The 26253-nt window shown below is 72.4% G+C and carries 25 protein-coding genes; 15 read left to right on the plus strand and 10 right to left on the minus strand.

The genetic code is table 11. The annotated features are described in order from the left end of the window. Window positions 1-42: 42 nt before the first annotated feature. The gene (locus tag ACZ56E_RS13905) at window positions 43-654 is read right to left on the minus strand and encodes a helix-turn-helix domain-containing protein (protein ID WP_471214017.1); all 612 of its coding nucleotides are present in this window, start codon (window positions 652-654) and stop codon (window positions 43-45) included. Between the two features lie 89 nt (window positions 655-743). Between ACZ56E_RS13905 and ACZ56E_RS13910 the strand changes: the two genes are divergently transcribed. Beyond that, the gene (locus tag ACZ56E_RS13910) at window positions 744-1805 is read left to right on the plus strand and encodes an NAD(P)/FAD-dependent oxidoreductase (RefSeq protein WP_471214019.1); all 1062 of its coding nucleotides are present in this window, start codon (window positions 744-746) and stop codon (window positions 1803-1805) included. A gap of 3 nt (window positions 1806-1808) precedes the next feature. Here ACZ56E_RS13910 and ACZ56E_RS13915 read toward each other — a convergent pair whose 3' ends face one another. After that, window positions 1809-2369, minus strand: a complete 561-nt coding sequence (locus ACZ56E_RS13915) for an RICIN domain-containing protein (protein ID WP_471214021.1) — start codon at window positions 2367-2369, stop codon at window positions 1809-1811. 215 nt (window positions 2370-2584) lie between these two features. Between ACZ56E_RS13915 and ACZ56E_RS13920 the strand changes: the two genes are divergently transcribed. After that, window positions 2585-3688, plus strand: coding sequence for an SDR family oxidoreductase (locus tag ACZ56E_RS13920; protein ID WP_471214023.1), 1104 nt, complete (start codon window positions 2585-2587; stop codon window positions 3686-3688). On the opposite strand, the gene ACZ56E_RS13925 is transcribed toward ACZ56E_RS13920, so the two are convergent. The 4 genes from ACZ56E_RS13925 to ACZ56E_RS13940 all read right to left on the minus strand — a co-directional run bounded on the left by ACZ56E_RS13925 (window position 3615) and on the right by ACZ56E_RS13940 (window position 7933). Continuing rightward, window positions 3615-4448, minus strand: a complete 834-nt coding sequence (locus tag ACZ56E_RS13925; protein WP_471214025.1) for an enoyl-CoA hydratase/isomerase family protein — start codon at window positions 4446-4448, stop codon at window positions 3615-3617. The genes ACZ56E_RS13920 and ACZ56E_RS13925 overlap by 74 nt on opposite strands. A 54-nt stretch (window positions 4449-4502) precedes the next feature. Then, complete coding sequence (locus ACZ56E_RS13930) at window positions 4503-5264, minus strand: PIG-L deacetylase family protein (protein ID WP_468605477.1); 762 nt, start codon at window positions 5262-5264, stop codon at window positions 4503-4505. Between the two features lie 148 nt (window positions 5265-5412). Then, complete coding sequence (locus ACZ56E_RS13935; protein WP_471214027.1) at window positions 5413-6714, minus strand: alpha/beta fold hydrolase; 1302 nt, start codon at window positions 6712-6714, stop codon at window positions 5413-5415. A gap of 157 nt (window positions 6715-6871) precedes the next feature. Continuing rightward, window positions 6872-7933 carry a LacI family DNA-binding transcriptional regulator gene (locus tag ACZ56E_RS13940; protein WP_471214104.1) on the minus strand — a complete coding sequence of 354 codons (1062 nt, stop codon included), beginning with the start codon at window positions 7931-7933 and terminating at the stop codon, window positions 6872-6874. 663 nt (window positions 7934-8596) lie between these two features. Here ACZ56E_RS13940 and ACZ56E_RS13945 point away from each other — a divergent pair. The 8 genes from ACZ56E_RS13945 to ACZ56E_RS13980 all read left to right on the plus strand — a co-directional run bounded on the left by ACZ56E_RS13945 (window position 8597) and on the right by ACZ56E_RS13980 (window position 17960). Further along, complete coding sequence (locus ACZ56E_RS13945; RefSeq protein ID WP_471214028.1) at window positions 8597-8884, plus strand: hypothetical protein; 288 nt, start codon at window positions 8597-8599, stop codon at window positions 8882-8884. Window positions 8885-9002: 118 nt separating this feature from the next. Continuing rightward, complete coding sequence (gene rhaI / locus ACZ56E_RS13950) at window positions 9003-10214, plus strand: L-rhamnose isomerase (RefSeq protein ID WP_471214105.1); 1212 nt, start codon at window positions 9003-9005, stop codon at window positions 10212-10214. Window positions 10215-10219: 5 nt separating this feature from the next. Next, on the plus strand, window positions 10220-12259 hold the full coding sequence (locus tag ACZ56E_RS13955; protein WP_471214107.1) for a bifunctional aldolase/short-chain dehydrogenase: 2040 nt from the start codon (window positions 10220-10222) through the stop codon (window positions 12257-12259). Window positions 12260-12334: 75 nt separating this feature from the next. Next, window positions 12335-13813: a rhamnulokinase gene (locus ACZ56E_RS13960; RefSeq protein ID WP_471214029.1), complete on the plus strand. Its 1479-nt coding sequence runs from the start codon at window positions 12335-12337 to the stop codon at window positions 13811-13813. Between the two features lie 74 nt (window positions 13814-13887). Continuing rightward, window positions 13888-14649, plus strand: coding sequence for a (Fe-S)-binding protein (locus ACZ56E_RS13965; protein ID WP_471214030.1), 762 nt, complete (start codon window positions 13888-13890; stop codon window positions 14647-14649). Next, a complete protein-coding gene (locus ACZ56E_RS13970; protein ID WP_471214031.1) occupies window positions 14646-16127 on the plus strand; it encodes a LutB/LldF family L-lactate oxidation iron-sulfur protein in 1482 nt (493 codons plus the stop codon). Before ACZ56E_RS13965 ends, ACZ56E_RS13970 begins: the two co-directional genes overlap by 4 nt. Then, a complete protein-coding gene (locus ACZ56E_RS13975; RefSeq protein WP_471214032.1) occupies window positions 16124-16774 on the plus strand; it encodes a LutC/YkgG family protein in 651 nt (216 codons plus the stop codon). The genes ACZ56E_RS13970 and ACZ56E_RS13975 overlap by 4 nt, the downstream gene beginning before the upstream one ends. A 22-nt stretch (window positions 16775-16796) precedes the next feature. After that, complete coding sequence (locus ACZ56E_RS13980; RefSeq protein ID WP_471214034.1) at window positions 16797-17960, plus strand: ABC transporter ATP-binding protein; 1164 nt, start codon at window positions 16797-16799, stop codon at window positions 17958-17960. 27 nt (window positions 17961-17987) lie between these two features. Here the strand turns inward: ACZ56E_RS13980 and ACZ56E_RS13985 are convergent, their stop codons facing one another. From ACZ56E_RS13985 to ACZ56E_RS13995, 3 genes are read right to left on the minus strand one after another with little or no spacing between them, the layout of a single operon-like run. Then, window positions 17988-18935: an ABC transporter substrate-binding protein gene (locus ACZ56E_RS13985; RefSeq protein ID WP_471214035.1), complete on the minus strand. Its 948-nt coding sequence runs from the start codon at window positions 18933-18935 to the stop codon at window positions 17988-17990. Further along, complete coding sequence (locus ACZ56E_RS13990) at window positions 18932-19612, minus strand: ABC transporter permease (RefSeq protein ID WP_398308469.1); 681 nt, start codon at window positions 19610-19612, stop codon at window positions 18932-18934. The genes ACZ56E_RS13985 and ACZ56E_RS13990 overlap by 4 nt, the downstream gene beginning before the upstream one ends. Beyond that, window positions 19609-20295 (minus strand): ABC transporter permease, encoded by a 687-nt coding sequence (locus tag ACZ56E_RS13995; RefSeq protein WP_468605493.1) that lies wholly within the window; start codon window positions 20293-20295, stop codon window positions 19609-19611. Before ACZ56E_RS13995 ends, ACZ56E_RS13990 begins: the two co-directional genes overlap by 4 nt. A 433-nt stretch (window positions 20296-20728) precedes the next feature. Here ACZ56E_RS13995 and ACZ56E_RS14000 point away from each other — a divergent pair, with 433 nt between their 5' ends. Further along, window positions 20729-21913: a hypothetical protein gene (locus ACZ56E_RS14000; protein WP_471214037.1), complete on the plus strand. Its 1185-nt coding sequence runs from the start codon at window positions 20729-20731 to the stop codon at window positions 21911-21913. A gap of 157 nt (window positions 21914-22070) precedes the next feature. Further along, window positions 22071-23270, plus strand: coding sequence for an FAD-dependent oxidoreductase (locus ACZ56E_RS14005; RefSeq protein ID WP_471214038.1), 1200 nt, complete (start codon window positions 22071-22073; stop codon window positions 23268-23270). A 108-nt stretch (window positions 23271-23378) separates the two neighbouring features. Here the strand turns inward: ACZ56E_RS14005 and ACZ56E_RS14010 are convergent, their stop codons facing one another. Beyond that, window positions 23379-23963 carry a TetR/AcrR family transcriptional regulator gene (locus tag ACZ56E_RS14010; RefSeq protein WP_471214040.1) on the minus strand — a complete coding sequence of 195 codons (585 nt, stop codon included), beginning with the start codon at window positions 23961-23963 and terminating at the stop codon, window positions 23379-23381. Window positions 23964-24114: 151 nt separating this feature from the next. Here ACZ56E_RS14010 and ACZ56E_RS14015 point away from each other — a divergent pair, with 151 nt between their 5' ends. The 3 genes from ACZ56E_RS14015 to ACZ56E_RS14025 all read left to right on the plus strand — a co-directional run bounded on the left by ACZ56E_RS14015 (window position 24115) and on the right by ACZ56E_RS14025 (window position 26214). Further along, window positions 24115-24957: a class I SAM-dependent methyltransferase gene (locus ACZ56E_RS14015; RefSeq protein WP_471214041.1), complete on the plus strand. Its 843-nt coding sequence runs from the start codon at window positions 24115-24117 to the stop codon at window positions 24955-24957. Window positions 24958-25020: 63 nt separating this feature from the next. Continuing rightward, on the plus strand, window positions 25021-25425 hold the full coding sequence (locus ACZ56E_RS14020) for a hypothetical protein (protein WP_471214042.1): 405 nt from the start codon (window positions 25021-25023) through the stop codon (window positions 25423-25425). 117 nt (window positions 25426-25542) lie between these two features. After that, a complete protein-coding gene (locus ACZ56E_RS14025) occupies window positions 25543-26214 on the plus strand; it encodes a DUF3105 domain-containing protein (RefSeq protein ID WP_471214044.1) in 672 nt (223 codons plus the stop codon). Window positions 26215-26253: the final 39 nt, after the last annotated feature.

A 26253-nucleotide genomic window follows, 5' to 3' on the forward strand; every position in this document is an offset into this window, starting at 1 on the left:
CTAAGCGGTCGCTTGCCCCCATGGGAACAGCCTGGGGAACCGCTAGCCCGCGTCACCCTTCCGGGTGGGCCTGGCCCGTACGTGCATGCGCTCCCCCTGCGGCCCGAAGAGGCTGATGAACTCCGCGCCCGCCTCGCTCGTGGCCCCGAACCAGTGCGGGACCCGGGTGTCGAACTCAGCGGCCTCACCCGGGCCGAGCACCACGTCGTGGTCGCCGAGGATCAGACGCAGCTTCCCCGACAGCACGTACAGCCACTCGTACCCCTCGTGGGTCTGCGGGTCGGGGGCGGCCGTCGTACGGGCGGGCTCGACCACCTTGTACGCCTGGAGGCCGCCGGGCTGCCGGGTCAGCGGCAGCATGGTGCGGCCGTGCCGGACGATCGGCTTGGCCCGCACGCGCGGGTCACCCACGGGCGGGGCGCCGACCAGCTCGTCCAGGGGGACCTGGTGGGCGCGGGCGATCGGCAGGAGCAGTTCGAGGCTGGGCTTGCGGTGGCCGGACTCCAGGCGGGACAGGGTGCTGACCGAGATGCCGGTGGCGGCGGACAGGCCCGCGAGGGTGGCGCCGCGCTCCTTGCGGATGCGGCGCAGCCGGGGGCCGACCTCGGTGAGGACCTGATCCATCGCTTCGGGCTCCGGGGTGTCTTCGCTCATGGACCCATCATGCCCGCCTTTGCTGTATCGGCAAAGAGGCTTGTCGTTCTCGCACGCCTTGAGTGATGGTCTTCGTGGAGGTGGTCACCATGACCGGCACCTTGGACGAGAGGCGGAACGACATGCGGAACCAGAGCTACGACGTGGTGGTCGTCGGCGGCGGCACGGCGGGGCTGAGCGCGGCGCTCGTGCTCGGCCGGTCCCGCCGGCGGGTCCTGGTGGTCGACGCGGGCGAGCCGCGCAACGCGCCCGCCGCGCACATGCAGGGCTACCTGTCACGGGACGGCATGCCGCCCGCCGAGTTCCTCGCCGAGGGACGACGGGAGCTGGAGCGCTACGGGGCGGAGGTCGTACGGGGCCGCGTGTCGGCCGTGACGCCGGACGGCGCGGGCGACTTCGAGGTCGCGCTGGCGGACGGCGGGGCGGCGCACGCGCGCCGGGTCGTCATGGCGACGGGCCTCGTGGACGAACTGCCCGCCGTGCCGGGTGTCGCCGAGCGCTGGGGCCGCGACGTGCTGCACTGCCCGTACTGCCACGGCTGGGAGGTGCGGGACCAGCCCTTCGGCGTGCTCGCCGGGGATCCCTTCAACAGCCACCAGGCACTGCTCGTCACCCAGTGGTCCAAGGACGTGACGCTCTTCCTGCACACCGTGCGGGACCTGCCGGACGCGGAGTGGGAGCGGCTCGCGGCCGCCGGGGTCCAGGTCGTGGAGGGCGAGGTCGCGGGCCTGGCGGTCGAGGACGACCGGCTGGCGGGCGTGCGGCTCGCCGACGGCCGGGTGTTCCCGCGCTCGGTGCTGTTCGTCGCGGCGAAGCCGGTGCCCCGGGAGGGCCTCCTGAGCGCGCTCGGCGCCGAATTCAAGGAGACCCCCTTCGGTCCGTACCCCGCCGTGGACGAGACCTTCCGCACCACGGTCCCGGGCGTCTGGGCGGTCGGCAACGCCGTGTCCCCCATGGAGCAGGTGATCAACGCGGCGAGCGCCGGCTACCGCGCCGGGTCGATGATCAACGCCGAGCTCGTCATGGCGGACATCGACGCGACGGTGGCCCGTCGCCGGGCGGGCGTCTTCACTCCGGAGGGCGAGGCGGAGGTGGCGCGGGCACGGGTGCGGGAGCAGGAGCAGATGCGGGTGCAGGCGCAGGTGCGGTGACTTCTACTGCCCGTACCACTGCTGGTAGTTGAGGCCGTTGCAGGGGTGCTCGCGCAGGCCGAAGGCGCCGCTGTCGTCGATGCACCGGCGGGTGTTCTCGTTCTTGAAGGTCATCGTGCCATTGCTGTTGCGCCACAGCTCCCAGCGCTGGAAGTTGAGGTTGTTGCACGGGTGCTCGCGGAGCCCGAAGGCACCGCTGTCGTCGATGCACCGGCCGGTGTTGTCGTTCCGCAGGACCCAGTTGCCGTTCTGTCCGTAGAGCCGCCAGTCCTGGAAGTTGAGGCCGTTGCAGGGGTGTTCGCGCAGGCCGAAGGCGGCGCTGTCGTCGATGCAGCGGCCGGTGTTGACGTTCCGGATGGCGCCCCCGGCCATGGCTTGTGCGTCCCCGGGCTGTACCCGTACGGCGCCCGGCCCCGGGAACGAGGCGGCGGCCGTCTCGGCGGGAGCGGCAGGGGCCGCGGGCGTCGCGGCCGCGCCGGTACCGGCGAACATCAGGGACGCGCTCGCGATGCCCGCCGCGAGGACGGCGAGCGGACGGGCCGCGGGGAGTCTGCGTAAGGTCACTTCTGCCTCCGGTTCATACGGGTAAATGCCGGATGTCGATACACATTTCAGATTTCAGGGGGATCTCACGCCGGGCACCGAGGCTAGAGCGCGGCCCGTGAACATGACAGGGCTGCTCGGTGAGTTGTCCGCCCGCACGGGCTGAATGGCCGAATGCCTGTAGTGGCGGCCGAACTGTATGGAGCTTTCACGCCGTACGAGGTATCGATGCGCGCATGACGCATCACGGCGCGGACGACGGGGCAGGCCGGGAGGGCAATGGGGCGGGGCAGGAGAACGATGGGGCAGGCCAGAAGAGCGACGGCGGGGGCGTGGCGCCGGGCGGCGGAGCCGTGGCGCCGGGCGGTGCGCTGCCCGGGCTGCCTCCTCCTCCCCCGCCAGGGGCGGCCGCCCTGCCGCCCGGCACCTACTCCGGGGCCGTCGTCCTCGTCACCGGAGGTGGGACGGGCCTCGGCAAGGCCATCGCAGCGGAGTTCGCGCGGCTCGGTGCCGACCTGGTCATCGCGAGCCGCAAGGAGGACCGGCTCAAGGCGGCGAGGGACGAACTGGCGGCGCTGGGCGGGCGCGTGACGACAGCGGTGTGCGACATCCGGGACGCCGAGCGCGTCGCGGAGGTCTTCGACGCGGCGCAGGAGGCGTACGGCCTGCCGGACGTCCTGGTGAACAACGCCGCCGCGAACTTCCCCGTCCCCGCGGAGGACATGTCACCGAACGCCTGGCGCTCGGTCGTGGACATCACGCTCACCGGGACGTTCCTGATGACGCGCGAGTTCGGCCGCCGTCACCTGGCCGCGGGCACCCCCGGCTCGGTCATCGACGTGGGGGCGTCGTACGCCTGGACGGGCGGCCCTGGCTTCGCCCACAGTGCGGCGGCCAAGGCAGGTGTGAAGAGCCTGGTGGAGACGCTGGCCGTGGAGTGGGGTCCGTACGGCGTCCAGATCAACGGTCTGGTGCCGGGCCTGATGCCGCACGACGACATGACCGACGCCATCCGCGGCAACCTCGACCGGGCCGGGGACACGGCCGCCACCCGCCAGCCCGCCCTCCGTGTCGGTCTGCCCCGCGAACTGGGCTGGGCGGCCACCTTCCTGGCTTCCCCGTACGCCCGCTTCATCACGGGCCACACGCTGGTGGTCGACGGCGCGAACTGGCAGCGCAGGGGACTGGTGAGCCCACCGGTGGTGACGGTACGGGAACAGCTGGGCCTCCCCGCTTCGCCTACAACCCCTACTCCTCCCGCCGCCCCTACTTCCCCTCGAACGACGCCGCCCGCCTCGCCGCCTTCGCCCCGTACCCCTCGCGCGAGTCGTCCGACGTGAGCGTGATCGCCGCGTTCATCGCGACGCGGTCGAGCGCCCCCGCCATGCCCGTGTCGGCGTACGTGTCGATGCCGCGCTTGATGCCCTGGACGGCGAGCGGCGCGTTCGCGGCGATCTCGGCGGCCAGCGCATGGGCCGTCCTCGCCAACTCCTCTTCCGATACGACCTGTTGGAGCAGCCGGAGCCGCTCGGCCGTGGCCGCGTCGATCCGGCGGCCGGTGAGTGCGAGCAGCTTCGCCCAGCCGGCACCGGCCTCGCGGGCGATGCGCAGGTCACCGCCCGCGTCCACCGCGACGCCCAGCCTCGCTTCGGGCAGCGCAAACACCGCGTCGTCCGCCGCGACCCGCACGTCCGCCATCAGCGCCAGTTCGAAGCCGAAGCCGAGGCAGTAGCCCTGGACGGCCGCGACGACCGGCTGCGGCAGCTCCGCGAAGACGCGGAAGCGCTCGTGGACCCAGCGCATCGCCTCGTAGTAGTTGCGGGCGCGCTCGGCACCCGAGCGGCCCGTGATCGCGCCGCCCGGCGCCGTGATGTCGATGCCCGCACAGAAGGCCCGGCCCTCGGCGCGCAGCAGCACCGCCCGGATGGAGTCGTCGAACCGGATCCGGTCGGCGAACAGGCCCAGTTGGCGCGTGGACTCCCAGCTCCACGCGTTGAGCTTGCGCGGGCGGCAGAGGGTGAGGATGCCGAGCCCGTCCTCGACGTCGAGGCGCAGCCGCTCCTCGCCCCGCGGGATGTCCGTGCCGATGGTGTCGATCATCCGCGCCCCCACTCACCCAGTTTCCTGATGGGTCGTCAGGCTAGGGGCGACGGCTTACCGACTGAAGACCTCGAACCCCACCGCCGGTCTTCCACCGAAGCGGGGCGCCAGCGCCTGGGCGTTGCCCGTGAGGAACGTACGGCAGTACTTCTCCGGGTCCTCGTCGGTCAACGCCTCGATGTAGGTGCGGTGTTCGAGGAGGGAGGCCACGGACCGGTCGAGGCCCGCCGTCGCGTCCGCCGCGTGCGTGGGCGTCGACGAGCCGGCGACGGCGACCCACCGCACGCCGTCCCAGGGCTCCAGGCCCTGCTCCTCGATCAGCTCGGGGAAGATCCAGCGGTTGCCCGCGTCCGCCGCGGCGTCCAGCGTGGCGCGGCCGACCGCCACGTGGTCCGGCGTGTTCCAGGCGACGCCGCCCCATGTGTCGCGGTGGTTGAGCGTGATGACCAGCTCGGGGCGGTGCCTGCGGATCGCGGCGGCGATGTCGCGGCGCAGCGCGATGCCGTACTCCACGACGCCGTCCTTGTGGTCGAGGAACTCCACGGCGTCCACGCCGACGACGGCCGCGCTCGCCCGCTGCTCCCGCTCGCGCAGCGGGCCGCAGGTGGCCGGGTCGAGCGTGTCGATACCGGCCTCGCCGCGGGTCGCCAGGAGGTACGTGACCTCGCGGCCGCCGTCCGTCCAGCCGGCGATCGCCGCCGAGCAGCCATACTCCAGATCGTCCGGGTGGGCGACGACGGCGAGCGCCCGCCGCCAGTCGTCGGGCATGGGAATGAGCTGGTCGGCGGGGGTGGCTGACTGCTGCGGCTCGGTCATGATGCGTAGCTTAACCCTGGGGTCCGACAACGAGTTGGGCGTCGGGAGCGGGCCACCGGGCCCGGGGCCGCCAGGAGCGGAACGGGCCCGCGGGCGTCAGGAGCGGCACGGGCCCGCGGCTGCCAGGAGCGGAACGGGCCCGCGGCCGTCACGCCTCGCCGCGCGTCAGCGCGAGCAGCCGGTCGAGCACGCGCGGACCGCTCGCGCGCAGCCCGTCGTGCTCGAACTCGTCGGTGACCCAGGTGCGCAGGCCCCGGATGGCGCGGGCGGTGCGCAGGGAGTGCTCCGTGTCGACGTACAGGTCGTCGTGGTAGATCGCCGCCGCCACCGGCACCTCGTTCGCGGCGAGGCGCTCCGTGTCGTACAGGCGCGGCCAGTGGGTGCGCTCGGCGAGCAGGTCGGCGGTCTCGCGCAGCGGGCGCAGCGCGGGGTCGGTGTCGAACATCCAGCGCTGCACGGCCTCCCCGGTGAACAGCAGCGGCGCGTCGCCCGCCAGCGTCTTCTCCGCGTCGAACTGCGGGAACTCGGTGCGCGTCCGCTCGGCCGACCAGGCGGTGGGCCGCTCGCCCTGGCCGTAGATCGCCTCGTGCAGGACCGCGAAGAGCGGGTTGCCCGCGTACGAGAGGACGGTCTGTACGTTCTCCTGGAAGGCGTCGGAGAGCGCGAACCCGGCCGGTGTGCGTACGAATGCGTCCTCGAGGAGGTAGTGCAGGCGGTGGCTGCCGTCGCCGGCGCCGAGCAGGATGCCGAGGGACTGGAAGGCCTGGACGGTCAGCCGGTAGCCGCCGTTCAGGACCGGCTCGTGCTCGGCGAGGTGGGCGGCGATGTGCCGGGCCCGCTCGACGTCCTGCGGGTAGCGGGCGTAGTGCGCGGCGGTCTTGCGCTCCATGCGCGGGTAGGCGGCGCGGTACACGTCGTCGGCGTGGCCGTCGAGCGTGGGCAGGCCGCCGGTGATCAGCGCGGTGGACAGGCCCTCGGGCGCCGCCGACAGGTAGTGCGTGGCGCAGAAGCCGCCGAAGCTCTGGCCGAGGACGGCCCAGGGTGCGCCGCCGGTCACCTCGGGGCGGATCGCCTCGCAGTCGCGGACGATGGAGTCGGCGCGGAAGTGGGCGAGGTAGTCGGCCTGCTCGCGGGGGCCGCCGCGCAGGGGGAGCGTCTGGCGGTTGGCGGGCGTGGAGGCGCCGGTGCCGCGCTGGTCGACGAGGAGGACGCGGAAGTCTTCGAGGGCGCGGCCGAGCCACGACTCGCTGCCGTTGAAGCGGGTCGCCCCGAAGCCGGGGCCGCCCGTCAGATACACCAGCCAGGGCAGGTCCGCGCCGCCCCTGGACGCCGACACCGCTTCGCGCGCGAAGACCTCGATCCGCTCCCCCGCCGGGTCGTCGTGGTCGAGCGGCACGCTGAAGCGGCGGTCGGTGAGGACGACTCCCGGCTGGCGGTACGTGATGGTCAAGGCTGCTCCTGGACGACGTGGCGGGTACGCGTGTTCGTGTTCGGTGCCCAGTCCAGCACATGGGGCGCGTGTGCGGGCCTCGGGGCCGTCACCCCCGTGGCCGGGGCCGTCACCCGCGGCCGGGGCCGGGGCCGTCACCCGTGGCCGGGGCCGGTCGTCAGCGGGGCGGCAGGCTGGAGCGGCGCACGACCAGCTCGGGCACGAGCACTACGCGCCGGTGCTCGTGCGGTCCGACGGGCTCCTCGCCCGCCCCTTCCCCCGTCTCAGATGTGTGCTTCGTCTGTCTCGTCTCCTCGAGGAGCAGTTCCGCCGCCATCGCGCCCATGGTGACGGCGGGCTGGCGCACCGAGGTGAGAGGCACCACCGCGGCGGCTGCGAACTCGATGTCGTCGTAGCCGACGATCGCGATGTCCTCGGGGACCCGCACGCCCGCCGCGTACATCGCCTGGAGCACCCCGAGTGCCAGCAGGTCGTTGGCGCAGAAGACGGCGGTGGGCCGCTCGGCGAGGCCGAGGATGCGGGCCCCCGCGTCGCGTCCCGCGGCCACGTCGAGGCGTTCGGTGGGCAGCTCCCGCAGCGCCGACGCGTCCAGGCCCGCCTCGGCGAGCGCCTGGAGCGCGCCTTCGCGGCGGTCCTTGACCTGGTTGAGTCCGGGCGGGCCGCTCACGTACGCGATGCCGCGGTGCCCCGCGTCCACGAGGTGGCGGACGGCGAGCGCGCCGCCCATCACGTCGTCCACGGAGACGGAGCACTCTGTGGCGCCCTCGGCGACCCGGTCGACGAGGACGAACGGAATGCCGTGCCTGCGGAAGGCCTCGATGGTGCGTCCGGTCGCGTCCGCGGGCGTCAGCAGGACGCCGTGCACCCGCTGCTCGGCGAAGAGCGCGAGATATTCGGCCTCTTCGGAGGGGCTCTGTCCGCTGTTGCACACCATGACGCGGAGTCCCGCCTCGCGCGCGGCCCGTTCGGCGCCGCGGGCGACGTCCACGAAGAAGGGGTTGCCCATGTCGAGGACGAGCAGCGCCATGATGCGGCTGCGGCCCGCGCGCAGCTGGCGTGCCGATTCGCTGCGCACGTAGCCGAGCCGGTCGATGACCGCGAGCACGCGGTGCCGGGTCTCTTCGGAGACCATGTCCGGGCGGTTGATCACGTTCGACACGGTGCCCACCGACACTCCGGCGTGCTTCGCCACGTCTTTGATGCCGACCATGCGTTTCAGGTGCTCCATCCTGCCGTTCGACATCCTACGGCCACGCCTCAGAACCTGTACTTGTCGATGTTCTTCTTGGTGCTTCTTGTCGAACACGGTGGGCTCCCCGAGGTCGACGACACCGTCGCCGCCGACGGTGAAGGAGCCGAGGCCACCCGCCTTGAACGTCTCGCCCTTCTTGCCGGTGATCTGCCCGGAGGAGAGCGCCACGGCGGTGTGCGCGGCGAGGGCTCCGAGCTTGGCGGGGTCCCAGAGTTCGAAGCCCCGACATGCCCCGACGAGTCCGGCGGGGCCGACGATCTCCCCGTGCCGACCGTCGAACATCAGGGCACCGTCGCGCAGGGTCGTGACGCGCCGGCAGAGCGCGAAGACCCCCTCCAGGCGGTGGGAGATGAAGAGCACCTCGCTGCCGGTGAGGGCGGCGGCAGCACCGATCGGCGTGAAAGGTTTCAACCGAGTGCCAGGGAAGCTAGTCCCGCGCCAACTGAACCGTCAATGGGCGGGACTTGAGAATCACGCCGACCGTAAGGGGTTCTTGCCTGAGGTTGCATGGACTGTCGCGCGGCGAGCGGTGAGGCCCTCTCGCCCGAGACCCCTTGACAGCCGTCACCCTCGTGCCTAGCTTCGCCGTTCGTGAAACGATTCATCCCCGAGTCGTTACGGAGCTCCGCTGTGATCAGCAGAAGACGACTGCTCGGCACCACAGGCACCATCGCCCTGGGCACGGCCGTCACGAGTACCACCGCCGCCGCCGCGACAGCCACGCCCGCCTCCGCCACCGCGCCCGCCACCGGCGCCGCCGTGAAGCCCCTCCGGGTCACCCGACCCACCGTCGAGTACGTGCGGCACCCGCTCGGCCTTGACGCGCCCTGCCCCAGAGTCAGTTGGCCACTGATGTCCAACGCGCCGGGACACGCCCAGAGCGCCTCCGGCCGAGATGGCCGCCCAAGTGACCCATGACTCCGCGGAGTTCCTCCGGATGGACGACGGCTGCGCCGTCTACGCCGCGACCTCCGGAACCCACCACTTCTCCACCGCCGACCGACCCACTCGAACCATCTTTCGGAAGGGCTGCGCGATGACCGCCGGACCCAGCAAGGACGCCGTGAAGGCGGCACTCACCACCCAGGCCCTCGAGACACCGTCCTGGGCGTACGGCAACTCCGGCACGCGCTTCAAGGTCTTCGCGCAGCCAGGCGTCCCGCGCACGACACGCGAGAAGCTGGACGACGCCGCTCGCGTGCACGCGCACACCGGCGTGGCACCGGCCGTCGCCCTGCACATCCCGTGGGACCGCGTCGACGACTACGGCGCGCTCGCCGAGTACGCCCGGGAGCGCGGCCTGTGCCTCGGCGCGGTCAACGCCAACGTCTTCCAGGACGACGACTATCGACTCGGCTCGGTCACCAACCCCGACCCGGCCGTCCGCCGCAAGGCCGTCGCCCATCTCCTGGAGTGCGTCGACGTCATGGACGCGACCGGCTCGAAGGACCTCAAGCTCTGGTTCTCCGACGGCACCAACTACCCCGGCCAGGACGACCTGCGCGACCGGCAGGAGCGCCTGGCGGAGGCGCTGCGCACGGTCTACGACCGGCTCGGCGACGACCAGCGGCTGCTCCTGGAGTACAAGCTGTTCGAGCCGGCCTTCTACGCCACGGACGTCCCCGACTGGGGGACCGCGTACGCGCACTGCCTCAAGCTGGGCCCCAAGGCACAGGTCGTCGTCGACACCGGCCACCACGCACCGGGCACCAACATCGAGTTCATCGTGGCGACGCTGCTGCGCGAGGGCAGGCTCGGCGGCTTCGACTTCAACTCGCGCTTCTACGCCGACGACGACCTGATGGTCGGCGCGGCCGACCCCTTCCAGCTCTTCCGGATCATGTACGAGGTGGTGCGCGGCGGCGCGTTCGCGGCGAGCGGCCCCGACGAGCAGGGGGCGGGCACCTCCGAGGGGCCGGGTGTCGCGTTCATGCTCGACCAGTGCCACAACATCGAGGCGAAGATCCCCGCGATCATCCGCTCGGTGATGAACGTGCAGGAGGCCACGGCGAAGGCGCTGCTCGTGGACGTCGAGGCGCTGGCCGCCGCGCAGCGCGCGGGCGACGTGCTCGCGGCGAACGGGGCGCTGATGGACGCGTACAACACCGACGTGCGTCCCCTACTGGCGGAAGTCAGGGAGGACTCGGGGCTCGCCCCTGATCCGCTCGGGGCCTATGAGCGGTCAGGCTGGCAGGAGCAGATCGTCGAGGAGCGCGTCGGTGGCGTGCAGGCCGGGTGGGGGGCATGAGCGGCATGGAGCGGCACACGAGCGTCACGGAACTGCTGGACCGGGCCCATATGTTGGGCGCGGACCCGCGCAACACGAATTACGCCGGGGGGAACGCGTCGGCGAAGGGCACCGCACCCGACCCGGTGACGGGGGACGCCGTCGACCTCATGTGGGTCAAGGGCTCCGGCGGTGATCTCGGCACGCTGCGGGAGTCCGGCCTCGCGGTGCTGCGTCTGGACCGGCTGCGCGCGCTTCGGGGGGTGTACGAGGGCGTGGAGCGCGAGGACGAGATGGTCGCAGCGTTCGACTACTGCCTGCACGGCAAGGGCGGTGCCGCGCCGTCCATCGACACGGCGATGCACGCCTTGGTCGACGCGGCGCACGTCGACCACCTGCACCCCGACTCCGGTATCGCGCTCGCCTGCGCGGCCGACGGCGAGAAGCTGACCGCCGAGTGCTTCGGCGACACGGTGGCGTGGGTGCCGTGGCGCCGCCCGGGGTTCCAGCTGGGCCTGGACATCGCGGCCGTGCGGGCGGAGCGCCCGGAGGCGATCGGCTGCGTCCTGGGCGGGCACGGCATCACCGCGTGGGGGGACACGTCCGAGGAGTGCGCGCGCAATTCGCTGCACATCATCCGCACCGCGGAGCGCTTCCTCGCCGAGCGCGGCAGGCAGGACCCGTTCGGCGCGGAGCTCGCGGGGTTCGGCCCGTTGCCCACCGCCGAGCGTCACGCGCGCGCGGCCGCGCTGGCCCCCGTCATCCGGGGCCTTGCCTCCCAGGACCAGCCACAGGTGGGTCACTTCACCGACACGGCGCCGGTCCTCGACTTCCTGTCCCGCGCGGAACACCCGCGACTCGCCGCTCTCGGCACCTCCTGCCCGGACCACTTCCTGCGCACGAAGGTCCGGCCCCTGCTCCTCGACCTGCCGCCGACAGCGCCCCTGGACGAGACGACCGACCGCCTCCGGGAGCTCCACGCCGAGTACCGCACGGAGTACGCGGCGTATTACGCCCGGCACGCCGAGCCCGGCTCCCCCGCGATGCGGGGCGCCGACCCGGCGATCGTCCTGGTGCCGGGCGTGGGCATGTTCAGCTTCGGCAAGGACAAGCAGACCGCGCGCGTGGCGGGCGAGTTCTATGTGAACGCGATCAACGTCATGCGGGGCGCGGAAGCCGTCTCCTCGTACACGCCGATCGAGGAGTCCGAGAAGTTCCGCATCGAGTACTGGGAGCTGGAGGAGGCCAAGCTGCGCCGCAGGCCGGCCCCGAAGCCTCTGGCGACCCGAGTGGCCCTCGTGACGGGTGCGGGCAGCGGCATCGGCAGGGCGATCGCGCACCGTCTCGCCGCCGAGGGCGCCTGCGTGGTCGTCGCCGACCTGAACGCGCGGAGCGCGACCGCTGTGGCCGACGAACTGGGCGGGCGGGACACGGCCCTCGCCGTCACCATGGACGTGACCAGTGAGGCACAGATCGCCGCGGCGTTCGAAGCGGCGGCCCTCGCCTTCGGCGGCGTGGACCTCGTCGTCAACAACGCGGGAATCTCCCTGTCCAAGCCGCTCCTGGAGACCACGGCCCAGGACTGGGACGTCCAGCACTCCGTGATGGCGCGCGGCTCCTTCCTGGTCTCGCGGGAGGCGGCCCGCGTGATGCGGGCACAGGGCATGGGCGGCGACGTCGTGTACATCGCTTCCAAGAACGGGGTGTTCGCAGGACCGAACAACATCGCCTATTCCGCGACCAAAGCGGACCAGGCCCATCAGGTCCGCCTGCTGGCGGCGGAGCTGGGCGCCGACGGAATCCGTGTCAACGGCGTGAACCCGGACGGTGTGGTGCGCGGTTCGGGCATCTTCGCCGGCGGCTGGGGAGCCCAGCGGGCGGCGGTGTACGGAGTGCCGGAGGACGAGCTCGGCGAGTTCTACGCCCAGCGAACCCTCCTCAAGCGCGAGGTCCTCCCGGAGCACGTGGCGAACGCGGTGTTCGCCCTGACGGCCGGGGACCTCTCGCACACGACGGGTCTGCACATACCGGTGGACGCAGGCGTGGCGGCGGCCTTCCTGCGCTGAGCCCACCCTTCGCCCAGTCCCTCCCCCCTCTTCCCCTCCTCCCTCCCGCCGCTCCCACCGATCCTGTGAGCCGTCATGACCCCTAACTCATCCCCCCGCTTCGCCGCAGTCGACCTCGGCGCGTCCAGTGGGCGCGTCATGGTCGGCCGGGTGGGGCCCGGCAGCCTCGAAGTGAAGGAGGTGCACCGCTTCCCGAACACCCCCGTACGCACGGGCCCCACCCTGCACTGGGACATCCTCGCGCTCTACGCAGGCGTGCTCGACGGGCTGCGCGCCGCCGGGCAGGTGGCGTCCGTCGGCATCGACAGCTGGGCCGTCGACTACGGCCTGCTCGACGCCGACGGCGCCCTCCTCGGCAACCCGGTGCACTACCGCGACCGCCGCACGGAAGGCATCGCCGAACAGGTATGGGCACGCGTCCCGGCCGCCGAGCTGTACGGGGCGACGGGGCTGCAATACGCACCGTTCAACACCCTGTACCAGCTCACGGCCGCCCACGGCACGGCCCAACTGGCGGCGGCCCGGCGAGCGTTGCTCATCCCGGACTTGCTCACGTACTGGCTGACCGGGCGGCTCGGTACCGAGCTGACCAACGCTTCCACCACGCAGCTCGTCGACCCACGCACCCGCGACTGGTCGTACGACGTGGCCGGCCGTCTCGGCATCGACCTCGGCCTGTTCCCGCCCCTGCGGCAACCAGGGGATCCGGCGGGCCTGCTGCTGCCCCACATCCTGGCGGACACCGGGTTGGCGGGTGATGTCCCCGTGACGGCCGTCGCCTCGCACGACACCGCGTCCGCCGTGGCCGCCGTGCCCGCGGCCGACGGCGCCCGCTTCGCGTACCTCTGCACCGGCACCTGGTCGCTCGCCGGGCTCGAACTGGACGCGCCCGTCCTGACGGAGGAGAGCCGGAAGGCGAACTTCACCAATGAGCTGGGCATCGACGGCACTGTCCGGTACCTGCGCAACATCATGGGGCTGTGGCTGCTGCAGGAGTGTCTGCGTGCCTGGCGCATCACCGATCCCGGCGCGCTGCTCGCCGCGGCGGCCGAGGCCGAGCCGCTGCGTTCGGTCGTGGACGCGGGCTCCCCCGAGTTCCTGGCGCCCGGCCGGATGCCGGAACGGATAGGCGAGGCCTGCCGCGCCTCCGGGCAGCCCGTGCCCGCCTCCCCCGCCGAGACGGTCCGCTGCGTCCTTGACTCCCTGGCGCTCGCGCACCGGCGGGCCCTGGTGGACGCCCAGCGGTTGACCGGGCGCACGGTCGACGTCGTTCATCTGGTCGGCGGCGGCGCCCGTAACACGCCGCTGTGCCAACTGACCGCGGACGCCTGCGGAGTGCCGCTCCTGGCAGGCCCTGCGGAGGCCTCCGCGCTCGGCAACATCCTGGTGCAGGCCCGTGCCCCCGGCCTCCTCCCGGACCGCGCCGAGGCACGCGCCCTGGTGGCCCACAGTCGGCCCCCGAGGCGGTACGAACCACGCGGCGGCACCGCACGGTGGCAGGCCGCCGAGGAGCGTCTGCGGATAGGCAGCCGGCCGAGCCCGCTCACGACGTGACCGCCGACGATTCCCCCACGGTCCGCGTCCGCGTACGCTGCATCCATCCGATGATCGACTAGGAGGAACCCGCGATGCGTGTCGCCCTGTTCCTGACCTGTGTCAACGACACGCTGTATCCGGACACGGGCCGCTCCGTGGTGAAACTGCTGACCAGGCTGGGAGTTGACGTCGACTTCCCGATGACGCAGACCTGCTGCGGGCAGGCGCACTACAACACCGGTTACCGCCATCAGGCAGAGCCACTCGCCCGGCATTTCTCCGATGTATTCGGGTCCGATGCGTACGAGGCGGTCGTGACGCCGTCGGGATCGTGCGGGGCGATGGTGCGGGAGCTGTATCCGCGCATGGGCGAGCGGGCACGTGCCGAGGGCCGTGGCGAAGGGCTGGCGCGCACGCTCGCGCCCGTCGTTCCCAAGACGTACGAGCTGACGGAGTTTCTGGTGGACGTCCTCGGAGTCACCGACGTCGGGGCGTACTACCCGCACAAGGTCACGTACCACCCGACCTGTCACGGACTGCGCTCTCTCGGTCTCGGGGACCGGCCCACGCGACTTCTCCGGGCGGTCAAGGGACTTGAGCTGGTGGAGTTGCCCGGCGCCGAGGAGTGCTGCGGCTTCGGCGGCACCTTCGCCGTGAAGAACTCCGATGTCTCGGCGGCGATGGGTGCCGACAAGGTGCGCCACGCCGAGTCGACCGGAGCCGAGGTGCTGTGCGCGGCGGACAACTCGTGCCTGATGCACATCGGCGGCACGATGGCCCGGCTGCGCACGGCCGTGCGCCCCGTCCACATCGCGGAGATCCTGGCGAGCACGGAAGAGGAGCCCCTGTCATGAGCGGCACGACCGGCACGTACCTCGGGATGCCGGCCTTCCCGGTGGCCGCGCGCGAGGCCGTCGGGAACACGACCCTGCGCGCCAATCTCCGGCGCGCCACCCACACCATCCGCGACAAGCGGGCCCGCGCCGTCGCCGAGCTGGACGACTGGGCCGCGCTGCGCGAGGCGGGCCGGCAGATCAAGGAACACACGCTGCGGCACCTGGACCACTACCTGGTCCGGCTTGAGGAGTCGGTTACAGCGGCGGGCGGCACCGTCCACTGGGCAGCCGACGCCGACGAGGCCAACCGCATCGTGACCCGGCTCGTCCGGGAGACGGGCGAGTCCGAGGTCGTCAAGGTCAAGTCGATGGCCACGCAGGAGATCGGCCTCAACGAAGCCCTTGAGGCCGAGGGCATCCACGCCTACGAAACCGACCTGGCCGAGCTCATCGTGCAGCTCGGCGACGACCGCCCCTCGCACATCCTGGTCCCCGCCATCCACCGCAACCGCGGCGAGATCCGCGACATCTTCGCGCGGCAGATGGGCCGTTGGGGCCGCCCGGCCCCGGAAGGGCTGACCGACACCCCGGCCGAGCTCGCCGAGGCGGCCCGCCGCCACCTGCGCGAGAAATTCCTGCGCGCCAAGGTCGGCATCTCCGGGGCGAACTTCATGGTCGCCGAGACCGGCACCATGGTCGTCGTGGAGTCGGAGGGCAACGGCCGGATGTGCCTGACCCTCCCCGAGACGCTGATCTCCGTCGTCGGCATCGAGAAGACCGTGCCGGCCTGGCGCGACCTGGAGGTCTTCCTCCAGACACTCCCCCGCTCCTCGACGGCCGAGCGCATGAACCCGTACACCTCGATGTGGACCGGAACCGCCGACCAGGACGGCCCCACCGCCTTCCACCTGGTCCTCCTCGACAACGGCCGCACCGACACCCTCGCCGACGAGGTGGGCCGCCAGGCCCTGCGCTGCATCCGCTGTTCGGCGTGCCTCAATGTGTGCCCGGTGTACGAGCGGGCGGGCGGGCACGCGTACGGCTCGGTCTACCCCGGCCCGATCGGCGCGATCCTCAGCCCTCAGCTCCGGGGCACCGGGAGCGACATCGACGCCTCCTTGCCGTACGCCTCCTCGCTCTGCGGTGCCTGTTACGAAGTGTGTCCGGTCGCCATCGACATTCCCGAGGTCCTGGTGCACCTGAGGGAGCGGGTCGTGCAGGGCGGTGAGGTGACACGTCGCGGCAACAAGGTGACGCTGCAACCCGCAAAGGGGCACGCGGCGGAGCGGGCGGCGATGCGCGCGGCGGGCCTGGCGTTCGCCCGCCCCGGTGCGCTGCGCGCGGGCCAGTGGCTCGCGTCGCGCACCCGGCGGCTCCATCCGCGCACGTTCCCTGGGCCCGGGCGGGCCTGGAGCGCGACCAGGGACCTGCCGAAGGTCCCGGCGGAGTCCTTCCGCGACTGGTGGCGGCGGACGAACGGAGGAGCGGCGAAGTGAGCAGCAGGGACCGGATCCTGGGCCGGGTGCGCCGCGCCCTGGCCGACGTGCCGAAGGACGCCCCCGTCGCGTACGAGGACGCGGTGGAGCGCGGCTACCTCCGTGAGCACGGCAGTCGCAGCACCGCGCAGACCGTCGAGCTGCTCGCCGAGAACCTCGCGGACTACCGCGCGCTCGTGCATCGTGCCACCCGCGCGGAGCTCCCGACGGTACTCATGCGGCTGCTCGCCGAGCGCGGCGCGCAGTCCGTGCTGGTGCCGCCGGGGCTGCCGGACGGCTGGCTTGCCGAAGCGGACCCGGTCCGGATCCACGACCGGGCCGCGGACACGCCCCAGGAGCTGGACCGGGTCGACAGTGTCGTGACCGGCTGCGCGGTGGCCGTCGCCGAGACCGGCACGATCGTGCTCGACGGCTCCCCGGACCAGGGCCGCCGCCGCATCACCCTGGTGCCGGACCATCACATCTGTGTCGTACGGGTACCGGAGCAGGTCGTCGCCTCCGTGCCGCAAGCGCTCGAACGGCTCGACCCCGCCCGCCCGCTCACCTGGATCTCCGGGCCCTCCGCGACCAGCGACATCGAGCTGGACCGGGTCGAGGGAGTGCACGGCCCGCGCACCCTGGAGGTGGTGTTGATGAGCGGTGAGTGACGGGCGCGGCTAGCGTGAGGACATGATCCGGTTCGAGCAGGTGACCAAGCGTTACCCGGACGGCACGACGGCCGTGGACGACCTCTCCTTCGAGGTCGCCGAGGGCGAACTGGTCACCCTCGTCGGCCCCTCCGGCTGCGGCAAGACCACCACGATGATGATGGTGAACCGGCTCATCGAGCCGACATCGGGCCGCATCTTCGTGAACGGGGAGAACATCGCCGACGTCGACCCGGTGCGTCTGCGCCGCCGCATCGGCTATGTCATCCAGCAGGTCGGCCTCTTCCCGCACCGCACGATCCTCGACAACACGGCGACCGTCCCGGCCCTGATCGGCTGGAAGAAGGCAAAGGCGCGGGCCCGTGCGGCGGAGCTGCTCGAGCTCGTGGGCCTGGACCCGAAGACGTACGGTTCCCGCTATCCCGAGCAGCTGTCGGGCGGTCAGCGGCAGCGTGTCGGCGTGGCCAGGGCGCTGGCCGCCGACCCGCCCGTGCTCCTGATGGATGAGCCGTTCGGCGCGGTCGACCCGGTGGTGCGCGAGCAGTTGCAGGACGAGTTCCTGCGGATGCAGGCGGCCGTCCGCAAGACGGTGCTGCTGGTCACGCACGATATCGAGGAGGCCGTCCGGCTCGGCGACCGCATCGCGGTGTACGGGCAGGGACGCATCGAACAGTTCGATACTCCGGGGGCGGTGCTCGGGGCGCCCGAGACACCGTACGTCGCCGAGTTCGTGGGCGCCGACCGGGGGCTGAAGCGGCTCTCCGTCACCGAGATCCAGACGGACGACCTGGAGGAGCCGCCGCTCGCCCGCCTCGACGAGCCCGCCGCGCAGGCCGCCGCCAGGCTGCGCGCGGAGGAGGCGCGCTGGGCCGTCGTCCTGGACGAGGCCGGCGATCTGCACGGCTGGGTCGGCCTCGACGAGGTCGCCCTGGCCGGCACCGGCGGCACGGTCGGCGACCTGGCGCACCGGATGAAGTCGTGGGTGCCGGTCGGTGCCCCGCTCAAGCAGGCGTTCGGCGTGATGTTGCAGCACGACGCGGGCTGGGTCGCCGTTCTGGACGGCGCCCGCTTCCTCGGTGTCCTGACCCCGGCGAAGCTGCACGAGGCGCTGCGGCGCTCGGTGGACGCGGATGCGCAAGGGGTGGCGCGGGACCAGGTGGAGTTCGACTCGGTCGCCGACGCGTAGGCGCTCCGCGTGCTCTTGGCGGGGCGGTCACAGGAGGCCCTTTTCCTCCAAGTAGGCCCGGGCCACGTCCTGTGGCAGGCGGCGCCAGCTGTCCACCTGTTCGTTCATGGAGGCGAGATCCTCCGTCGTCAGGACGGGGTTGAGCCGGCCCAGCGCGGCCGCGACACCCTCACTGCCCGCACGGGAACGGTTGACCACGGGCACGAGGTAGTCGGCGTTCTGGAGATGCTTGTCGTCCTTGAGGAGCACCAGGCCGAAGTCGTCGAGGGTCGCGTCCGTCGACGTGGTGAGCACCATCTGGTCCTGGCCGCCCTGCACGGCCTTCTTGGCCTGGGTGGTGCCGACGCCCTTGGGGTCGACCCGGGTGATGTCGATGCCGTACACCTTCTTCAACCCGGGAGCGCAGTACGGGCGTTGTACGCACTCGTCGCCCGCGGCGAGGCGGACTTTCAGGCCGGACCTGCCCAGGTCGCTGAGCGTCTTGAGCTGGTGCTGCTCGGCGTAGGAGGAGGCGACGGCGAAGGCGTTCTGGTCGACGGCCTTGCCGGGGTCGAGGACGGTCAGGCCGCGCGGGGTGGCGAGGCCGCGCAGGGCCCGCATGGTCCTGTCGAGGTCGGGGGAGCCCACGGGCGGCGCGTCGGCACCGTTCTTCTTGGCGTTGAGCCAGTCCGCGAAGGTCGCCGCGTATTCGGGGACGACGTCGATCTGGCCGGACTCGAGGGCGGGTTCGTAGAGCTCGCGGTTGGCGACGGACAGGATGCGGGTGCCGTATCCCGCCCTGTTCAGGAGCAGCGCGTACATCTGGGCGAGCAGGTCGGACTCGGTGAAGCCCGCGGAGCCGACGACGAGGTTCTTGCTGTCGCCCGGCGGCGCGGTGACCTCGCCCCGGTTCTCCAGCGAGGGCCCCGTCGCGCAGCCGCCCACGAGGACCACGAGGCCGAGGAGGACCGCGGCGAGCCCTGTGCGCCGCTTCATCCGGCGCTCCCCCGCCCGCGCGTCCAGCCCGGCGCGAGCCGCTCGGCCACTTCGAAAACTCCTTCGACGAGCAGCGCGAAGACGGCCACGAGGACGGCGCCCGCCACGACCTGCGGGGTGCTCGCCAGGTTGAAGCCCGCCGTGATGATCCGGCCGAGCCCGCCGCCGCCCGCGAGAGCGGCGATGGTGGCGGTGGCCACGAGCTGCACGGCGGCGATGCGGACCCCGCTGAGCACCAGCGGCAACGCGAGCGGCAGTTCGACGCGCCACAGCATCTGCCGCCCGGTCATCCCCATGCCGCGCGCCGCCTGCACCACGCTGCGGTCGACGCCGCGCATGCCGACGTACGCGTTGGTGAGCAGCGGTGGTACGGCGAACAGTACGAGCGCGACGACGGTCGGCCCGTCGCCCCACTTGCCCAGCGGAGTGAGGAGGAGCAGGACGAGGACCGCGAAGGTCGGCACGGCGCGTCCGACGTTGGAGATGTTGACGGCGAGCGCGCCGCCCTTGCCGAGGTGGCCGAGGACGAGGGCGATCGGCAGGGCGATGAGGCAGCTGAGCAGCAGACAGACGACGGTGAGGACGAGGTGCTGGGTGAGGCGGTGCCAGATGCCGTCGTCGCCGGTCCAGTGCGCGGAGTCGCCGAGCCACGCCCAGGCGTCGCCGAGTGTCTTCATGAGCGGACCGCCCGCGCTCTCTCCCACGGGGTGAGGACGCGCTGCACGCCGAGCAGCAGCAGATCGGCGGCGACGGCGATGACGACACACAGCACGGACGCGGTGAGGACCTGCGCCTTGAAGTACGTGTTCATGCCCGTGTAGATGAGGTTGCCGAGCCCGCCGAAGCCGACGATCGCGCCGATGGTGACGAGGGAGACCGCGGAGACCGCGGCGATGCGGAGGCCGGCCATGGCGGCGGGCAGTGCGAGCGGTAGTTCGACTGTGAGCAGGAGGCGGATCGGGCCGTACCCCATGCCGCGGGCGGCCTGCCGGGTGTCCTCGGGGACAGCGCGGAGGCCGGCGAGGATGTTTCGCACGAGCAGGGTGAGGGAGTAGAGGACGAGACCCGCGACGACGAGCGACGCGGAGAGTCCGTACACCGGCAGCAGCAGGGAGAACATCGCGAGCGAGGGGATGGTGTAGAGCACGGTGGTGAGCGCGAGGACCGGCCCCGCGGCCCACCCCCAGCGGCGCGCGAGCACGGCCAGCGGCACCGCGACGACGAGCGCGATGAGGATGGAGAGGCCGGTCAGCTGCAGGTGCTGGACGACCGCGTCGAGCAGGATCTGGCGGCGGGTGCTCAGGTACTCACCGCAGATCCACTCGTTGCGCGCGAGGCAGTCGTCCGGAGGCACGGTCACCTGTCCATTCAAGGCGGAGATGCGGGGTGACGGCGCGTTCTGGTGACCCGAGCGGGTCAGGCGGCCCTTGGGGCGCGCTTCTCGGGTACGGGCCGAGGCAGGCCCGGGGTGCGAATGTGAAGCGTCAACTCCCTTACGTAGAGGGTTAGTTGCCGTACGCGGGCGGCCCACGCCACGTGACAGCGGCGGGCTGACGCCGCATGATGGGTGAGTCATGGAGACTTCGGGACCGACGCCTCGCTCTCGGTCGCACGGCGGCCGTGGGCCGACGGCGCGACCGGCTCAGGGTGGGCTATCGGCTCAGGGTGGGCTACCGGCTCAGAGCGGGCTACCGGCTCAGGGCGCGCGTCCTGCGGAGGGCGCGCATCCGAGGCAAGGCGCCCGTCCGACGGGGAGCGCGCGTCCTGCGGACGGGGCGCCTTCGGCGAGGGGCATGCGCCCGGTGGAGCTGGCGCGGTCCGTGGTCTTCTCCGTGGCGAGCGCCCTCCTCGCTGTGGCCGGGTACCACTTCGCCTTCGGTTCGACGGCCTCCTGGGACGTTCGGGCGGTGACCGCCACCGTCCTGTTCTGCGCCGGGCAGGCCGCCACCTCACGGTGGCCCGAACCGGCGTACGGCGTGGACGCCGCGACTGGCGGCCTCTTGATCGGTGCCTGGCGCGAGGGGGTACGCGAGGACCAGCGGGACGTCTGGGACGGTGTCCGGCACGGCAGCCGACGCGAGGACCGGCGCGGCGTCCGGCGCGAGGACCACCACGGTGCCTGGCACGAGGCCCAGCACGACAGCCGACGCCAGGGCCAGCGCGGCGCCCGAGGCCAGGATCAGCGCAAGGACCGGCACGAGGCCCGAGGCCAGGGGCAGCGCGACGCCCACCTCGACGCCCAGCACGAGGACTACCTCGACACCCGGCACGGCGTCCAGCATGAGATCCGGCGCGACGCCCAGCCCGGCACTCGGCGCGACGCCCCGCGCAAGGCCGAGCACGACAGCCGACGCGAGGCTCAGCACGGCGTCCAGCACGACGGCCAGCATGAGACCCGGCGCGAGGACCAGCACGGCACTCGGCGCGACGCCCCGCGCAAGGCCGAGCACGACAGCCGACGCGAGGCTCAGCACGGCGTGCAGCACGAGACCCGGCGCAAGGGCCAGCACGACACCCGGCACGACACCCCGCGCAAGGCCGAGCACGACAGCCGACGCGAGGCTCAGCACAGCATCCAGCACGACACCCGGCGGACCGCCCAACACGAAGCCCAGCACAGCACCCGGCTCAAGGCCCAGCGCGACGTCCGACGCGACGCCCGGCGCGACACCCGGCCCAAGGCCGAGCACAGCACCCTGCCCCAGCCCCGATCCCGGCCGCTGCGCCTACCCCAGCCCCAGCCCCTCCCCCTGCCCACCGCCGCCCGCGCCTGTCTCGCGCGGATCGTGCGGCTGCTGCGGGCCTTCCTCGTTCGGCTGCTGCGCCCCCTCCGCGCACCGCTGCCCGTCGCGCTGCCGCGGCCGGCTCCGGTCCGTCGCGCGGGGCTGCCGGTCCGGGCGCCCAAGCTCCCTCTCCTCCTCGCGGACGCGGTCGTACGGCGAGGTCCGCCCGTCCGTCCGCCGCTCGCCGTCGTCTGACCGGTGCCGAAGCGCGTCATCCGCGCCGGCCACGCGGACGGGAGCGGCCCCGGCGTGCCCGACCGCCCGACTCCGCACCTTCCACAGCTGATTCCGGTGCCGCCGCCCGAGCCCTGCCCGTAGAACACGCGCCGCGGCGGCGCCAGGAGGGACCTCCATGTCCAAGACCGTCGTCGTCATAGGGGCGGGCCCGTACGGCCTGTCCGCCGCCGCACATCTGCGGGCGCGCGGCCTGACCGTCCGGACCTTCGGCGCCCCCGTGGCGAACTGGGCCCGGCGCATGCCCGCGGGCATGCTGCTGAGGACGCCGCCCGCCGCGTCCGCGCTCGCCACTCCGCGCGAGGGCTTCACCCTCCGCGACTACTGCCGCGAGGCCGGGGAGCGCAGGCCGGGCGAGCACGACCCTGTGCCCGTGAGTCTGTTCATCCGGTACGGCGGGTGGTTCCGGGAGCGGCTGGTTCCCCGCGTCGAGGACGAGCGGGTGGCGGCGGTCGACCGGGGCGCGGACGGATTCCGCGTCAAGCTGTCGTCGGGCGAGGTGTTGCGGGCCTGCGCCGTGGTCGTGGCCACCGGTCTCACCGGGTTCGGCCGGCTGCCCGCGCCCCTCGCGGCAGCCGTGTCCAGGGAACCGTCGGCCCTTGGCCGGATCTCGCACAGCTCCCAGCAGACCGACCCGGGCACCTTTGCCGGGCGCAGCGTCACCGTCGTCGGGGCGGGGCAGTCCGCTCTGGAGAGCGCGACCCTGCTCCACGAGGCGGGCGCCGCCGTCCAGGTACTGGCTCGCGGCGCGCGCATACGGTTCGACGCGCCGACGTCGTCCGGCCCGCGGTGGCAGCCCGACAGCCCGGCGGGCCGCTCCTGGGGGCGGTACGGCCTGACCCGCCATCCGGCCGCGTTCCGCCGACTGCCCGCGGGCGCCCGGCTCCGGCTTGCCGAGCGGGGGCTGCGGCCGGGCGGGGCGTGGTGGCTCAAGGAGCGGTTCGAGGAGAGCCGCGTGCCCGTCCTCACGGAGCGGCGGATCACCGCGGCGGACGCGGACGGGGCCGGTGTCACCCTCCACACCACGACGCCGGACGGCGGCACGCACACCGTCACGTCCGACCACGTCCTTGCCGCCACCGGCTACCGCGTCGACGTCGAGGCGCTGGACTTCCTCTCCCCCGAGCTCCGCGCGGATCTCCGGCGGACCGGCGGATTTCCCGTCCTGGACAAGGGATTCGCGTCCAGCGTGCCGGGCCTGCACTTCACCGGGCCGCCGGCGGCCGCGAGCTTCGGACCGGCGATGCGCTTCGTCAGCGGCACCTGGTTCGCGGGCCCCCGCCTCACGAAGTCCGTGGCGGCGTGCTGCGATGACTGAGATGCGAGCCCCATACACACGAGCAGCCCGTACACCCGAGCAGCCTCACCACAGCCCGAGCAGCCCGAGCAGCGCGGCACGAGCACCCTCACCCCGGCACGAGCACCCTCACCGCGGCACGAGCAGAGCGACGAGCCGTTCAATCTGTCCGCGGGGGTCCGGGGTGCCGGCCCAGCCGGTCATCAGAAGGTGGTGGACGGTTCCGACGAGGGCGAGCGCCGTCGTGGCGGTGTCGGTGCCCGCCGGGAGACGGCCGAGCCGGAGTTCGGCGTCCAGATAGGCGGCGAGCGACTCCTGGATCGCGGCGAAGCCCGGCGCGCCCTCGGCCAGCGCGTCGCGGATCTGCTGGGAGGTGGTGTTACTGGTCATGGCCAGGCCCACGACCCTGGGGTCGAGGGAGTCCAGGAGCCCGAGCGCGACTCCGTTGAGGTTCGCGACCACCGTGTCCTGACCCGCCCGCCCGGGAAGCCCCTGAGCCGCTGCCGCGGTCCGAGCGAACCGGTCGAGCACCAGCTCGGCGACAAACGCGTCAACGCCACCGAAGTGCGTGTGCAGCACCCCTTTGGCGCAGCCCGCCTCAGCGGTGACGGCCCGACTGGTGAGCCCCGCGGCCCCCTCACGGGCGACGATCCGTTCCGCGGCGTCGAAGAGCCGCTCACGAAGGTCCGGGATCGCGACTCCACGCGGTGACATGACTTCTCCTCAAGGCTCAAGGCTCCTGGCCGCTGCCCCCATTGCCAGAATGGGCGCCCGCCCATACTGTTTGGGCGAGCGCCCATTCTAACGCCGACGGGCGCCCCACCCACCCGGCGGCGACACACCGACACCCACCAGGGGGCACACCGTGCGGAACATCGTCAACACCGAACAGGCACAGGCATGGAACGGTTACGAGGGGGACCACTGGGCCCGCAACCAGGACCGCTGGGACGCCGTGAACGAAGGCCTGAACTCCCCTCTCCTGGACGCCGCTTCAATCGGCCGGGACGACCGCGTCCTGGACATCGGCTGCGGCGCCGGACAGACGACCAGGCTGGCCGCGCGCCGGGCGAGCGGCGGCCACGCGCTGGGACTCGACCTGTCGGCACCGATGCTGTCGCGGGCCCGCGACACCGCCCGGCGGGAGGGCGTCACCAACGCCTCCTTCGAGCAGGGCGACGCCCAGGTCCACGAGCTGGCACCCGCCGCGTACGACGTCGCGATCAGCCGCTACGGCGTGTTGTTCTTCGCGGACCCGGTGGCGGGCTTCGGCAACATCGGCCGGGCGCTGCGCCCCGGCGGCCGCGCGGCGTTCATCTGTGGCGCGTACCCCGAGGAGAACGAATGGCTCCAGGCCTTCGCCGAACTGCGCGACCTGCTCCCCATCGAAGGCTTCGGCAAGCCGGGCGGGCCAGGGATGTTCTCCCTGGCAGACGCCGACAGAACCTGCGAAATCCTCTCCGCCGCCGGGTTCGAGGGCGTCGGAGCAACACGCGTGGAGGCGTACGGGACTTGGGGCCGCGACGCCGCCGACGCCGCCGGCTTCCTCCTCGGCTCCGGCCCGGGACGCCACCTGGCGAGCCGGGCCACACCCGAGACCCGGACCCGCGCCCACCACCGCCTGACGGAAATCCTGCGCCCCCACGAGAAGGACGGCACCCTGCGCCTGCGCAGCACGGCGCTCCTGGTGACGGCGGTACGGGGATAGCGGGAAGCGGCAGGGTGGGGTACCCCTCGAGTCCCTGGTGCGCCATCGCTACGATGCGCTGCGATGAGACTGACGCAGCGGACCGGAGCCGCCCGGCACACCTTGTGCCGCGCCGCGTCGGCCGCTGCGCTCATCTCCCTCGTGGCCGCGTTGTTCATGTGTCTCGGCCCCGCCGCGCCCGACGGTGACCACCGGGGCCCCGGACACACGACGGCCGTCGACGGGGCGCCCTCCGTCGACGACCGCGTGCCACGCGTAAAAGACGCCGACTGCCCGCCGGATGAACGGCGTTGTGCGCCCACCGCCCACCACGTACGGGCGGTGCTCGGCCAGGGCAGCCCGTCGCTGCCGGCCTTCGACCGTCCGGCCCCCCATCCCCAGGCACGTTCGGTACCCGGCCCCGCGGTCGAGCAGCCCTCGGACCGCGGCTCTCCCGATCTCCACATGCTCCAGGTGCAGCGGACCTAGGCGGATCCCGGCAGGGCGGCCCGCGTCTTCGGCCTGCCCCGCACAGGCGTCCCCCGACATCGCCACCACTGCCACCACCCCCGCCGTGCCTTCGTGCGGCGGGCACAAGGAGCACCCATGGCCAAGGCCAAAGCCCACAAGCCGAACAAGAAGGCGGCCGCCGCCGAGCGCAGAGCCCGCCTGGAGGAGATGCGCCGCGCGGAACAGGCGCGCGAGCGCCGGAACCGCATCATCACCGTCACCGTGAGCACGGTGATCGTCGCCTCCCTCATCGGCTTCGGCGCGTACGCCATCAACCGTGCCAACGACAAGGAGGAACAGAAATCCGCCGCCGCCAAGAAGCCCGTCCGGGGCGAAAAGACGTGGGACGCAAAGAAGTTGGGCCGTGACCACGTCGCCAAGGCCGTCGACTATCCGATGACGCCACCGGTCGGCGGCAACCACCACCAGGCCTGGATGACCTGCGACGCCACGGTCTACAAAAAGGCGATACCGAACGAGAACGCCGTGCACTCCCTCGAACACGGCGCGGTCTGGGTCACGTACAACGACAAGGCCCCTGCCGCCGACGTCAAGAAGCTGAGTGACAAGGTCTCGGAGACGCCGTACAGCCTCATGAGTCCCGTCACCAAGCAGCGGAGCCCGATCATGCTGTCGGCCTGGGGGCATCAGCTGACCGTCGACAGCGCGGCGGACCCGCGGGTCAAGGAGTTCTTCAGCAAGTACGTGCAGGGCCCGCAGACTCCCGAACCGGGCGCCGCGTGCACCGGAGGCGTTGACTCCGCATGACCTGGTGACCGGGCCCGGTCGGCGCGCGGAACTGATGCC

This window comes from Streptomyces sp. NPDC039480, assembly GCF_055597165.1.

Bases quoted from the DNA above. Each gene is read 5' to 3' on its own strand.
- ACZ56E_RS13905 (WP_471214017.1), bottom strand. From the start codon at position 654: ATGAGCGAAGACACCCCGGAGCCCGAAGCGATGGATCAGGTCCTCACC.
- ACZ56E_RS13910 (WP_471214019.1), top strand. From the start codon at position 744: ATGACCGGCACCTTGGACGAGAGGCGGAACGACATGCGGAACCAGAGC.
- ACZ56E_RS13920 (WP_471214023.1), top strand. From the start codon at position 2,585: ATGACGCATCACGGCGCGGACGACGGGGCAGGCCGGGAGGGCAATGGG.
- ACZ56E_RS13925 (WP_471214025.1), bottom strand. From the start codon at position 4,448: ATGATCGACACCATCGGCACGGACATCCCGCGGGGCGAGGAGCGGCTG.
- ACZ56E_RS13930 (WP_468605477.1), bottom strand. From the start codon at position 5,264: ATGACCGAGCCGCAGCAGTCAGCCACCCCCGCCGACCAGCTCATTCCC.
- rhaI (WP_471214105.1), top strand. From the start codon at position 9,003: ATGACCGCCGGACCCAGCAAGGACGCCGTGAAGGCGGCACTCACCACC.
- ACZ56E_RS13955 (WP_471214107.1), top strand. From the start codon at position 10,220: ATGGAGCGGCACACGAGCGTCACGGAACTGCTGGACCGGGCCCATATG.
- ACZ56E_RS13960 (WP_471214029.1), top strand. From the start codon at position 12,335: ATGACCCCTAACTCATCCCCCCGCTTCGCCGCAGTCGACCTCGGCGCG.
- ACZ56E_RS13965 (WP_471214030.1), top strand. From the start codon at position 13,888: ATGCGTGTCGCCCTGTTCCTGACCTGTGTCAACGACACGCTGTATCCG.
- ACZ56E_RS13970 (WP_471214031.1), top strand. From the start codon at position 14,646: ATGAGCGGCACGACCGGCACGTACCTCGGGATGCCGGCCTTCCCGGTG.
- ACZ56E_RS13980 (WP_471214034.1), top strand. From the start codon at position 16,797: ATGATCCGGTTCGAGCAGGTGACCAAGCGTTACCCGGACGGCACGACG.
- ACZ56E_RS13985 (WP_471214035.1), bottom strand. From the start codon at position 18,935: ATGAAGCGGCGCACAGGGCTCGCCGCGGTCCTCCTCGGCCTCGTGGTC.
- ACZ56E_RS13990 (WP_398308469.1), bottom strand. From the start codon at position 19,612: ATGAAGACACTCGGCGACGCCTGGGCGTGGCTCGGCGACTCCGCGCAC.
- ACZ56E_RS14000 (WP_471214037.1), top strand. From the start codon at position 20,729: ATGCGCCCGGTGGAGCTGGCGCGGTCCGTGGTCTTCTCCGTGGCGAGC.
- ACZ56E_RS14005 (WP_471214038.1), top strand. From the start codon at position 22,071: ATGTCCAAGACCGTCGTCGTCATAGGGGCGGGCCCGTACGGCCTGTCC.
- ACZ56E_RS14010 (WP_471214040.1), bottom strand. From the start codon at position 23,963: ATGTCACCGCGTGGAGTCGCGATCCCGGACCTTCGTGAGCGGCTCTTC.
- ACZ56E_RS14020 (WP_471214042.1), top strand. From the start codon at position 25,021: ATGAGACTGACGCAGCGGACCGGAGCCGCCCGGCACACCTTGTGCCGC.
- ACZ56E_RS14025 (WP_471214044.1), top strand. From the start codon at position 25,543: ATGGCCAAGGCCAAAGCCCACAAGCCGAACAAGAAGGCGGCCGCCGCC.